Genomic DNA, 11,029 nt, shown 5'->3' with positions numbered 1-11,029 from the left:
CCTCTTTTAAAAGGTTTATTTTCTTTGTGATAGTCTCAAACCACTTTACACTATCAATCCCAAAACCGCCCTCAAATGCTTTAGCTTTTGCAATTTTGCGCATCTCATTTACTTCATTAACTACACTTGATTTCATCTTAGTTTCATAAAAATCTTTTGAAGAGTCAGTTGCCATTGCTAAAAAAGAGTCTAGATATGCATCTTGTTCAGCAACTAGAGTCATCCACTTAGCAAACATCTCATCGCCAAACTTATCTGTTGCAAAAGTAGCACTTAAAACTGCTCTCTCTATACCAGCTCTCTCTTTTGATTTTAGAAAGTTAGTATAAGAGTCTAGCGCCTTTACAAGTTCTTGCGTAGTAGCAAGTTTTGCACTAAGCGCTACTATATTTAAAATCTTAGCATTCATATTTGTATAGTAAGAAACTACATCTTTAGTGCTAATTTCAAGAGTATCAACTTTTGAACGAATTTGTTCTATTTTTCGCATCTCTTCATTAAAACTCTCTATCTCTTCTTGAAGGGATTTTGGAAATGAAGCAAAATCAAGAGTAGACGCATATGTACTAAGTTCTTGATTTCTTTGTGAAGTCATTACTCTTTGCTTTGGGAGTATATCTGTAAACTGTGTACCTTTAGAGCCTATAAATCCGGCACTTGCACCTCTTTCTTTTTGTGTTTCATGGATAAGTAAAGAAAGTTTTTGAGAAAGAATATTTAACTCTTTTGCTTGTTCTAGGATAGCTTTTTCTTGCAAAGCTTTAAAAGAAGATAGCGCAATAATGATAAGAGCAAAAGATATGACTATAGTAGCGATTAGGTTTAGTTTAAACTTTATGCTCATATTAAGCCTTTCTCGCCTTGAAGGTTGATGTTAGGTTAAGGTCGTCTATGAGTTCCATAAGCTGTTTATTTCCTATACGCATATCTATGTTTATCTTATCTTTTAAGATGAGTTTATTGAAGTAACCAATAACAGAAGATGTAATAGAGAGAGAATCAACTATATTTATAGTTACACTTTTATGGCTAGCAACAACGCCATCAACTAAGCTTTTGATTTTAGAAAAATCACTTATACTTTTTATGTTTCCAGTAATCTCGATAGTGTTTGCTGAGGATGATATTTCCATCTTAAAGCTCCTTGTATTTTAGGTGCATAGTTTAGTATTAAAAGCATTAATCTATTATGAATTTTTGATCTTAAAGATCCACTCTTTCATCTTCTTTTCATAGCCTATGTCTTTTAGTTTTACAAAGCTTAGAGGCTTTGATAAATAGTCTTGTTTTACATATCCACCAAAGTCATGAGGGTACAAATAACCACTATTTTTTTGAGTTATATTTTTTGGAATCTCTAACATCACGCCATCATTTACAGCTTGAAGTGCGGAGTTTATTGCTAAGTATGCTGAATTTGATTTTGGAGATGCGCAGAGGTAGATAACAGCTTGAGCTAGGATGATTCTAGCTTCAGGGTAACCGATCTGTGAAACACTTGTAAGTGCCGAAGTTGTGAGTGTTAGTGCTTGAGGATTTGCGTTTCCTACATCTTCACTAGCGAGTATAACAAGTCTTCTAGCTATAAAAGCCGCACTCTCTCCACCATCTATAAGTCTTGCTAAGTAGTAGATCGCAGCATCGGCGTCAGATCCTCGTATGGACTTTATAAGAGCACTAGCTAGATCGTAGTGAACACCAGCTTCGCTACTTCCAACACTAAGTGCATTTGGTCTGAGTGACTTTAGTAGATCTAGTGTTATGTGAGTTTTTATGCTTGAAGAAAACTCTAAAAGCTTGAGCATTGACCTAGCATCGCCTCCACTACTTGCAACTAAATACTCTTTTGCATCTTCATCGCACTCCAGATCTGCGTGTTTTAGAGCTTTTTCTAGGAGTTTTAAGAGTGAAGAGTTCTCAATATATTTTAACTCAAAGAGCATAGATCTAGATCTTATGGCAGAAGTTAGAGAGAAAAAAGGATTTTCTGTTGAAGCTCCGATGATTAAAACTGAGTTGTTCTCCATCACTGGTAAAAGTACTTCTTGTTGGTTTTTTGAAAGCCTGTGAACTTCATCTATAAATATAAGTGGTTTTTGCAGAGTGTTTTTGTATTGATCAAAGATCTTTCTTAACTGCTCTACTTTTAGTGAAGTTGCATTAAATTCATAAAAAGGTAGCTCCATTTTTTTGGAGATGATTCTAGCGATAGAGGTCTTTCCACATCCAGCAGGGCCGTAAAAAAAACTATGCCCTAATGCTAGTTTTTCACACAAGATCCTAAGTGGAGCATTTTGCCCACTTAGATGCTCTTGACCGACTAACTCATCAAATGAGCTAGGTCTTAGAAGATGCGTAAAGTCCACTCTATTTCGCTTTTTCTCTATCTTTTTTCTTTACTTCTTTCATAAAGGTAAAGAGCGCTGAGTACTCACTTCTTGAGAGAAATCTAACCTTTCCTGTTGGAAGGTTGTTAAGTTCAATCTCTGCAAAACTTACTCTTTTTAGATCTGCTACTTCTGCGCCAAAGTGAGCGAAAAATCTTCTGATCTCTCTGTTTTGACCTTCAGCTATAGCGATTTTTAGTATGGAGTAGTTTTGCTCACTTTTGTGGATCTTATAGCCTATAAAAGGTGAAAAAGTCATGCTTGTGATCTTAGAGTGAGAGTGTCCGCCAGCTGTTGCATCGCTTAACTCTAATCCGTTCATCATCGCATCTTCCATCTCTTTTGTTATAGGACCCTTTATCTTAACTTTATAAACTCTCTCAAGGTGCGAGTTCATAAGAGCAGTTGCAACTTTTGAAGCATCAGTTAGAAGTAAAAGCCCCTCAGTCGCAAAGTCTAGTCTTCCGATTGGGACATAGTGCTTGTACTGTTTTTCTAGTGAATCGTAGATAGTCTTTCGCCCTCGTGGATCACTCTTTGTTACAAGCTCACCCTTTGGCTTGTTATAGACTATGACTGTGTATTTGTCTCTTACAGTGATCTGCTTTCCACTCACATAGACGATGTCTTCGCCCTCATTTACCTGAGTAGCTGGGTTGTCAACTATTTCACCGTTTATTCTTACATAACCATCTGTTATTGCTTTGTCTGCCTCACGACGAGAGTAGCTTGAATGGTGTGCGATGTATTTGTTTAGTCTCATATTTACGAGATTCCTTTTTCTATAAGCGTGTGAATGTGTAGTACGCCTTTAATGTTTTTATTTTTGTCTGTTACTACTAAGAGTTGTATCTTCATCTCTTCTATAAGCACAAGAGCTTCGCTTGCTAAAATGTCTTCATCGTCAAGAGTTTTTGGATTCATCGTCGCATACTTAAAGATCTCATCTTCAAGTGAAAAGTTCTCTTCTAAAAGAGCACGACGAATATCGCCATCACTTACAAGTGCTATGAGTTTGTCATCATCATCTACGATCAAAACAGTTCCTAGTCTTCCCTCTGAGATCTTTACTATGGCATCTTTTACTTTTGTATCTTTTTTGATGATAGGAAGATCATCTTTTTTCATAAGATCTTTTACTTTTATGAAGAGTTTTTTCCCTAAGGCTCCACCGGGATGAAAAGAGGCAAAATCACTCTTTTTAAAGCCTCTGGCACGCATCAAGCAAACTGCAAGAGCATCGCCTAGAGCTAGAGTTAGAGTTGTAGAGCTTGTAGGCGCGCTATCAAGCGGACAAGCCTCTTTGTTTACAACTATATCTATCACCGCGTCGCTATACTTTGCTAAAGTTGAAGATCTATCTCTTGTCATACCGATAAGTGGAGTATCAAACCTCTTTACATGGGGAAGTATTGAGCTTAACTCTTCACTCTCTCCACTATAACTAATGGCTAAAACAACATCATCTTTGCTTATCACCCCTAGATCTCCATGGAGTGCTTCTGTTGGGTGTAAGAAAAAACTAGGAGTTCCAGTAGATGCTAGCGTTGCAGCTATTTTTGCGCCTATGAGTCCGCTCTTTCCAACGCCTGTTACTATGAGTTTCCCCTTGCAAGCAAGTATAGTCTCAATAGCCTTAACGAAGTCATCAGTGATGTTCATTGCGGCATCTAGCAGTGTTTGTGCTTCTATGTTTAAAGTCTCTTGTGCAATCTCTTTATAATTCATAGTGCGATTATATCCTCTTTAGCTTCATAAGTGTATAATTTTCGCATGAAAAAAATAGTAATTTTGTTTAGTGGTGATGGGTTTAATGCTCAAAATATTGTAAGAAAAATGCACAAAAAAGAGTGTGAAGTAGTTTGTGGGATCTCAAACAAAAGAGATGCAAAAGGGCATAAAAAACTCCAAGATCTAGGCGTAAAAACAGAGGTCTTAGAGCATGCTGGATATGATTCTAGAGAGAGTTTTGATAGAGATCTTGTAAAGCTCATAGAGAGTTACGAGCCAGATCTTGTAGTTCTAAGTGGTTTTATGAGGATACTTAGTCCTGTCTTTACTTCAAATGTAAAAGCGATAAATCTTCATCCCTCACTTTTACCAAAATACAAAGGTGCAAAGGCAATAGAACAGAGTTTCTCAAGCGAAGATCTAGAGTGTGGAGTAAGTGTTCATCATGTAAATGGCGAGCTTGACGCTGGAGAGATCATTTTGCAAAAAAGTTTTTTAAGATCTACAGACGAGACATTTGAGAGCTTTAGTGCAAAGATAAAAGAGCTTGAATACTCTATCGTGCCAGAGGCTATAGCAAAGGTTTTAAATGCAAAGAATTTTTGATGAGGTAGCCTCTCTTGATGAGAGGTGTTATGAGGAGTTTGCTTTAAGTGAAGATCTACTAATGGAGCACGCTGCTAATGGAATGGCTTCATTTATAAGAGGGCGTTTTAAAAGAGGCTCAAAAGTCATTATAGTTTGTGGAAGTGGAAACAATGGTGCAGATGGCATTGCACTTGCAAGGATTCTTCATGGTGATTATGAAACTAAGATCTACCATGCAAAAGAGCCAAAAAGTGAGATGGCAAAACTACAAAAAAAACGATGCGATGCTATTGGTGTTGAAGTTATAGACTCACTTGAGATCTGCGATGTTTTAGTAGATGCAATAGTCGGAACTGGTTATAGTGGCGGGTTTAACGAGGATCTAAAGAGTTTGATCTTAGAGATGAACGAAAATAGAGCTTTTAAAATAGCTTGTGATGTTCCTTCATCTGGTTTTTATGCTGATGTGACTCTCACAATGGGAGCTTTGAAAAAGTCATCGTTCTTAGATTCTCAAAAAGAGTTTATTGGCGAAATAAAAGTCCTAGATCTAGGAGTTGCAAGAGAAGTTTATGAGACAGAATCATCTTGGCATCTGCTTGACTTTGAAGATCTGATCTTGCCAAAAAGAGAGAAGAAAAACACTCATAAAGGTAGTTTTGGGCATTTAGTCTTAGCTTGTGGGCAAAAGAGTGGGGCGAGCATCTTAAGTGCAAAAGCAGCTCTTAGGTTTGGGGCAGGTTTAGTCACACTTATGGGTTATGAAAACACACAGATCCCACACACCATAATGTACTCACATGCTATGCCGTACAATGCAACAGCACTCGCTTTAGGTATGGGTTTGGGAAATGAGTTTAGCGACATAGAACTTAGTGAGTTTTTAGATAATTTTCTTCCTCTAATAGCTGATGCAGATGTTTTTCACATGGAGATTATAAAAGAGATTTTAAAGAGAGACAAAATTGTTTTAACTCCTCATGCTAAGGAATTTGTCGCACTTTTAAAGCAAGTTGGTTTAGCAGATCTGAGTGTAGCCGAGCTTCAAAAGGAGCGATTTTTCTTCGTTGAGCTTTTTTGTAAAGAGTACCCTCATGTGACTTTAGTTTTAAAAGGCGCAAATGTTATCATCGCCAAGGGTGATGAGTTTTTTATAAATCCACACGGAACATCGGCACTTGCAAAAGGTGGAAGTGGAGATGTTTTAAGTGGACTCATCGGAGCACTTCTAGCTCAAGGCTATGCTCCACTAGAAGCTGCAAAGAGTGCATCCTTGGCACACACTGCTTTAGCGCAAAGTTACAAAGGTGCTGATTTTTCTATGACTGCGGAAGATTTAATAGAGGGCATTGGTAAGCTGTAAGAAAGTCTATGTTATAAATTTAAAACTCTCTAGTTCCAACGCTCTGCGTCGGAATTTATATATATCTGAGTTGCAGTTGTATATATGGACTCCCACGCGGAGCATGGGAGCCAGTTAAACCCTCTAGTTCCAACGCTCTGCGTCGGAACTCATATATATCTGAGTTGCAGTTGTATATATGGACTCCCACGCGGAACATGGGAGACAGTTATAAAATAGTGAAATAAAACTAAGGAAATAATAATGGATAATATTTTAAAAATCGGAAAGTATGAACTAGGATCTCGCCTTATTGTGGGAAGTGGAAAGTATAAAGACTTTGAGACTACAAAACTAGCGACTCTTGCATCTGGGAGTGAACTTATCACAGTTGCAGTTCGCCGCCTAAATATTACAGATCCAGATAAAGAGAACTTGCGTGATACCTTTGCTGGCACAAATGTAAAGTTTCTACCAAATTCTGCTGGGTGTGTAACAGCTGAGGAAGCTATTACAACTTTTAGACTAACTCGCGAGGCCACAGGTATAGATCTAATAAAGCTTGAAGTTATAGGCGATACACAAAAGACTCTATATCCTGATGTTTTAGAGACTATAAAAGCTTGTAAAATTTTAGCCGAAGATGGTTTTACTATCATGGCTTACACTTCTGATGATCCAATAATGGCAAAAAGACTTGAAGATGCAGGTGCTCACGCTATTATGCCTCTTGCTGCTCCTATTGGATCTGGACTTGGTATTCAAAACCCTTACAACATTGTATTTATCCGTGAAGCGGTTAATGTTCCTGTTATAGTTGATGCAGGAATTGGTTGTGCTTCAGATGCAGTTTACGCGATGGAACTTGGAGCTCATGGAGTTTTAACTAACTCTGCAATTGCGTGTGCTCAAAACCCTATGCTAATGGCTGAGGCTATGAAGCACTCCATATTAGCTGGAAGAATGAGCTATCTCTCTGGAAGAATCCCAAAGAGACCATATGCAACAGCATCAAGCCCAATAGATGGAATGATACAGTTTTAGTTAATTGGGTGCTCTGAACAATTATTAAGGTAGATCCTGAATTAAGTTCAGGATGACGGTTTGTTTGTTCAGGATGACGCGTGTCCCGTCATTCCGTGCTTGACACGGAATCTAGTTTATAAATTAATCAGAAGGTTCGATTTACTAAAGGAGCGAACTCCTTTAGTAAGATAGCTTACTTAACAATGACTTTATTTCTACCTGCTTCTTTGGCCTCATAAAGTGCTTCATCAACTCTTTTTATAAATGACTCTTCACTCTCACCGTTTATATACTCTGTAATACCAAGAGATATAGTAATTTTGCCAACAGTCCCAAATAGATGCTCTTCTACCTTAACTCTTAACTTTTCGCCAAGTATAGAAGCGTTAGCTAAAGATGTAGCTTGTAGTGTTATCATAAACTCTTCACCGCCCCATCTAGCAGCTATATCTCCTGTGCGGATAGAAGAAGTTATGATGTTTGCAAGCTCTATTAGTACCTTGTCTCCTACACCATGTCCATGTGTATCATTTACTTCTTTAAAATGATCTATATCTAAAAAGATTACACATAGTGGTGAGGAAATTGTGCGCGAAAGTGCTATCTCTTTTTCTAAAACATCATTTAGTTTATTTCTATTAAAAAGACCTGTCAAAGCATCTGTAGAAGCCATATGCTCTAGTTCTTTTATTTTGACATATTCTTTAGTTATTTCATCAAATGTTATGAGATAGAGCATCTTATCCTCTGTTTTTATCTCTTTTGCATAAGGTTTGAAATATCTATGCTTATCATTTTTTTCTATACAAACTTTTAGTGTTTTGCTATCTTGTTCTTTTACAAGATATTCTATCCAGTGAATGCCATCATTATATGTTTGTATAAAGTTGCTATTACCTTCTACATACTCAAACAAATCAGACATATATTCGTAGTTCTTTTTAAACTCTTCTATAGAGGAATAACCAGTAAAATCAAGTACAGTTTTATTAGCATATATGACATCTTTACCATCTGCAAGGACCATAAAACTAGAGTCAGTGTCGATAATCTCTTGTAAGAGCTGTTTGGTAGATTCTATCTCTTTTGTTCTTCGCTTTACTTCATCTTCTAGTTTTTGACTATATCTTAGTTGTTTGAAGATTAGTAAAAATATACTAAATAAGAAAACCACTACAAATATTTTCAATAAAATTACTCTAGTCTTTATAGATGAGGTGACTTCAAAGTACTCTTTAGAGTCTAAACTAACGCTTATCCCACCTCTAACATCACCGAGTGAATAACCTTGATGCTTATGACAAGGAAGACAGTAGTTAGTTGTAAAAAGTGCTCCCATATAGTTAAATTCAGAATCTTCATCTATTTCGTAGTACTCTTTTTCATTTGTATTTTCAAAATGATTTAGTGCTCTCTCTTCAAAAGGGGTGGCTTTATTGTCTGGATTAATTGGTTTAAGACTTGTTATACGAAAGTGAAAACCATCTATGTGGGAGATCTCAGATAATTGCCTAGACATCCATGCTGGATTTATTTTTATAAGAGTAAGGTTTTCATCAACTTTTAAGATATTGTCTCTTAAAAAAGGGTTTGGTTTTTGACCCTCTTTAGGTATGGCATAAATTCCACCATAGCTGGCATTCCACACTCTTGTGTTTACTTGATCTTTAAAATGTGTCTGAGCTTGCTTTACAAGAATTTGTTTTTGAAGTTCCATATTTTTTTCATTAAAAACATCTATAAAGTAAAAAGAAGTGAATACCGATACTAAAAAAATGGTAGCAAGTAGTATATATTTGGTAAGTTTAAGCATAACGCGAATTATAACAAATAGTTAAGATACTTTATCTTAAAGTTCAATTTTTTTGGATAGATGAGTCATCAGTAAAAGCTGTCCCATTCCCTCAAAAAATCTATCTACACCCATGTCTTTAGCGTCTACGGATTTTTTTAAAGCTTCATAAAAGACAAGTTTTGACTCCTGGGATGCACTCATAAATGTCTCTATAATGTAAGCAAAGCTAAGAGTGTGAACTTTTTCATTTACTTCAAAGTCAATTGTAGAAGCCACATCTATTCCCTCATCTATAAGAATCTGTTTACATTTTTGCTCAATATCGGTTTGCATTAAATAATCTCCATCAAAGAAAGTAAAAGTAGTATCATAGCAACAGGTGTTATATAACGAAGTGAAAAGTACCAAACTTTAAATGCTACAGCTCCAAACTGATGCTTTAAAACAGATTCTACTCTCTGTTTTTCTACTCTATATCCAATAAAAAGAGCCATGATAAGTCCAGCAAGAGGTAACAATATAGAAGCGGTAATATAATCCATCCAGTCAAAAAAGTTTCTACTTCCAAAGCTAAGTAACTCTTTGTATGCATCCGCATTTGACAAAATAGCAACTATACCAAAGAGATAAAAAAACAGACCCATGGAGATAGAAGCCTTCAATCTGCTCCATTTAAACCTATCGATAAAGTATTCTATCATAGGCTCTACTAAAGACACAGCAGAAGTCAAACCTGCAAAAGCAAGAGATATAAAAAACAAAACTGCAAAGAAGTTGCCAATGATCCCCATCTCGTAAAAAACAGTAGGTAAAGATATGAAGACTAAGCCAGGACCTTTCGCAGGACTAGATCCATACTCATATAAAAATGTAAAGAGCATCAAACCTGCAACAATTGCTATAAGAGTGTCTAAAAATGTTATCCAAAGAGCATTTTGAACAAGGTTTGAATCTTTTGGCATAGATGCAGAGTAGGTAAGAATTGCTCCCATACCAAGAGAGAGTGTAAAAAAAGCATGACCAATAGCGGTTATAAACACTCTAGAATTAATCTTGTCCCAATTTGGAGCAAACATAAATTCTACAGACTGGGAGAAAGCATCAAGAGTAGTGGCGTAAGCAAACATTCCTACAATGATAATCATAAGCGTTGGCATCAGTAGCAGATTTAGTCTTTGAATACCACCTTTGATGCCTTTTGTTAAAATGTAAGTGATGATTAAAAAAGTTAAAGTATGATAAAAGAATTGAGTTAAAATATTTGAGTGAAGCATCGTTGTAAATGTGGATTCAGCCTCTTGTATAGATGTTGGAAGTGAAGTGACTGAAGTTACTATATAGTTAAATATCCAACCAATAACTACAGAGTAAAAGGTCATAATCAAAAGCCCAGTTACGCTTTGAAAACCGGTGAGTTTCCAGAGGTTTTTATGTTTTGGTGCAAGGGATTCAAAACAACTCACTCCATCTTTTCTTCCAATATAACCTATGAACATCTCGGATATAAGTATAGAAAAACCAATGAGTAAAACTGTTACTAAGTATATAAGAACAAATGCTCCACCACCACTCTCACCTGCAATATATGGAAACTTCCAAATATTTCCAAGCCCAACAGCACTTCCCGAAGCTGCTAGTATAAACCCTATTCTACTAAATCTTGCTATCTTCATATGTAAAAAACCCCTTAAAAACAGACAATTATACTAGAAAAACAAATTATACAAAAGAAATGATATTAAAGCATTGACATTTTAAAAGTAATTGACTATAATTTCGCCTCATTAATCAGCTACTAGCTCGGTTAATGTACAAGTGTCGGGGTGTAGCTCAGTATGGTTAGAGTACCTGGTTTGGGACCAGGGGGCCGAAGGTTCGAGTCCTTTCACCCCGACCACTTTTATGTCTATGAAATTATGGTGAGATTAGCTCAGTTGGTTAGAGCACTGGTTTGTGGTGCCGGGGGTCGCGGGTTCGAATCCCGTATCTCACCCCACTATAATAAATATAAAAACTTCGTAAAATAATAAAACAATAGTTGCGTCCGTGGCTCAACTGGATAGAGTTTCGGATTTCGGCTCCGAGGGTTATAGGTTCGAATCCTATCGGGCGTACCATTTATTTGAACGATAAATGAACAAAGTCCATTTATCTACGCTA

Annotated in this window: 11 protein-coding genes and 3 tRNA genes; 6 read left to right on the top strand and 8 right to left on the bottom strand. The window is 36.5% G+C overall.

All coding sequences use genetic code 11. From position 1 onward, the window contains the following. The 5 genes from M0Q24_RS10795 to M0Q24_RS10775 form a co-directional block, all read right to left on the bottom strand. A partial coding sequence (locus M0Q24_RS10795; protein ID WP_295050542.1) for a nitrate- and nitrite sensing domain-containing protein occupies positions 1-844 on the bottom strand: 844 nt, incomplete at its 3' end. 1 nt (position 845) lies between these two features. Next, positions 846-1,133, bottom strand: a complete 288-nt coding sequence (locus M0Q24_RS10790; RefSeq protein WP_295050540.1) for a hypothetical protein — start codon at positions 1,131-1,133, stop codon at positions 846-848. A gap of 54 nt (positions 1,134-1,187) precedes the next feature. Beyond that, positions 1,188-2,366, bottom strand: a complete 1,179-nt coding sequence (locus M0Q24_RS10785) for a replication-associated recombination protein A (RefSeq protein WP_295050539.1) — start codon at positions 2,364-2,366, stop codon at positions 1,188-1,190. A 1-nt stretch (position 2,367) separates the two neighbouring features. Continuing rightward, on the bottom strand, positions 2,368-3,150 hold the full coding sequence (locus M0Q24_RS10780; RefSeq protein WP_295050537.1) for a pseudouridine synthase: 783 nt from the start codon (positions 3,148-3,150) through the stop codon (positions 2,368-2,370). A 2-nt stretch (positions 3,151-3,152) separates the two neighbouring features. Further along, positions 3,153-4,115, bottom strand: coding sequence for a KpsF/GutQ family sugar-phosphate isomerase (locus M0Q24_RS10775; RefSeq protein ID WP_295050536.1), 963 nt, complete (start codon positions 4,113-4,115; stop codon positions 3,153-3,155). 45 nt (positions 4,116-4,160) lie between these two features. On the opposite strand from M0Q24_RS10775, the gene purN reads away from it, so the two are divergent. The 3 genes from purN to M0Q24_RS10760 all read left to right on the top strand — a co-directional run bounded on the left by purN (position 4,161) and on the right by M0Q24_RS10760 (position 7,092). Further along, on the top strand, positions 4,161-4,724 hold the full coding sequence (purN, locus tag M0Q24_RS10770; RefSeq protein ID WP_295050534.1) for a phosphoribosylglycinamide formyltransferase: 564 nt from the start codon (positions 4,161-4,163) through the stop codon (positions 4,722-4,724). Continuing rightward, positions 4,708-6,069 (top strand): NAD(P)H-hydrate dehydratase, encoded by a 1,362-nt coding sequence (locus M0Q24_RS10765; RefSeq protein ID WP_295050532.1) that lies wholly within the window; start codon positions 4,708-4,710, stop codon positions 6,067-6,069. Before purN ends, M0Q24_RS10765 begins: the two co-directional genes overlap by 17 nt. A gap of 243 nt (positions 6,070-6,312) precedes the next feature. Continuing rightward, the gene (locus M0Q24_RS10760; protein WP_295050530.1) at positions 6,313-7,092 is read left to right on the top strand and encodes a thiazole synthase; all 780 of its coding nucleotides are present in this window, start codon (positions 6,313-6,315) and stop codon (positions 7,090-7,092) included. A 175-nt stretch (positions 7,093-7,267) separates the two neighbouring features. Here the strand turns inward: M0Q24_RS10760 and M0Q24_RS10755 are convergent, their stop codons facing one another. The 3 genes from M0Q24_RS10755 to M0Q24_RS10745 form a co-directional block, all read right to left on the bottom strand. After that, positions 7,268-8,791, bottom strand: a complete 1,524-nt coding sequence (locus tag M0Q24_RS10755; protein WP_295050528.1) for a diguanylate cyclase — start codon at positions 8,789-8,791, stop codon at positions 7,268-7,270. A gap of 132 nt (positions 8,792-8,923) precedes the next feature. Beyond that, on the bottom strand, positions 8,924-9,202 hold the full coding sequence (locus tag M0Q24_RS10750; RefSeq protein ID WP_295050526.1) for a hypothetical protein: 279 nt from the start codon (positions 9,200-9,202) through the stop codon (positions 8,924-8,926). Further along, entirely contained in the window at positions 9,202-10,542 is a 1,341-nt protein-coding gene (locus M0Q24_RS10745; RefSeq protein ID WP_295050525.1) for a sodium-dependent transporter, read from the bottom strand. Before M0Q24_RS10745 ends, M0Q24_RS10750 begins: the two co-directional genes overlap by 1 nt. 146 nt (positions 10,543-10,688) lie before the next feature. Here M0Q24_RS10745 and M0Q24_RS10740 point away from each other — a divergent pair. The 3 genes from M0Q24_RS10740 to M0Q24_RS10730 all read left to right on the top strand — a co-directional run bounded on the left by M0Q24_RS10740 (position 10,689) and on the right by M0Q24_RS10730 (position 10,986). Beyond that, positions 10,689-10,766: transfer RNA gene (locus tag M0Q24_RS10740), tRNA-Pro, on the top strand. A 22-nt stretch (positions 10,767-10,788) separates the two neighbouring features. Beyond that, positions 10,789-10,865, top strand: a tRNA-His gene (locus M0Q24_RS10735). 44 nt (positions 10,866-10,909) lie between these two features. Further along, a tRNA-Arg gene (locus M0Q24_RS10730) sits at positions 10,910-10,986 on the top strand. Positions 10,987-11,029: the final 43 nt, after the last annotated feature.

The organism is Sulfurimonas sp. (assembly GCF_023228785.1).
Taxonomy (GTDB): Bacteria; Campylobacterota; Campylobacteria; order Campylobacterales; family Sulfurimonadaceae; genus Sulfurimonas.
The sequence above is the reverse complement of the archived record's forward strand: the minus strand, read 5'-3'. Positions and strand labels throughout refer to the sequence as shown.

Bases quoted from the DNA above. Each gene is read 5' to 3' on its own strand.
- M0Q24_RS10790 (WP_295050540.1), bottom strand. From the start codon at position 1,133: ATGGAAATATCATCCTCAGCAAACACTATCGAGATTACTGGAAACATA.
- M0Q24_RS10775 (WP_295050536.1), bottom strand. From the start codon at position 4,115: ATGAATTATAAAGAGATTGCACAAGAGACTTTAAACATAGAAGCACAA.
- M0Q24_RS10745 (WP_295050525.1), bottom strand. From the start codon at position 10,542: ATGAAGATAGCAAGATTTAGTAGAATAGGGTTTATACTAGCAGCTTCG.
- M0Q24_RS10780 (WP_295050537.1), bottom strand. From the start codon at position 3,150: ATGAGACTAAACAAATACATCGCACACCATTCAAGCTACTCTCGTCGT.
- M0Q24_RS10765 (WP_295050532.1), top strand. From the start codon at position 4,708: ATGCAAAGAATTTTTGATGAGGTAGCCTCTCTTGATGAGAGGTGTTAT.
- purN (WP_295050534.1), top strand. From the start codon at position 4,161: ATGAAAAAAATAGTAATTTTGTTTAGTGGTGATGGGTTTAATGCTCAA.
- M0Q24_RS10750 (WP_295050526.1), bottom strand. From the start codon at position 9,202: ATGCAAACCGATATTGAGCAAAAATGTAAACAGATTCTTATAGATGAG.
- M0Q24_RS10760 (WP_295050530.1), top strand. From the start codon at position 6,313: ATGGATAATATTTTAAAAATCGGAAAGTATGAACTAGGATCTCGCCTT.
- M0Q24_RS10755 (WP_295050528.1), bottom strand. From the start codon at position 8,791: ATGGAACTTCAAAAACAAATTCTTGTAAAGCAAGCTCAGACACATTTT.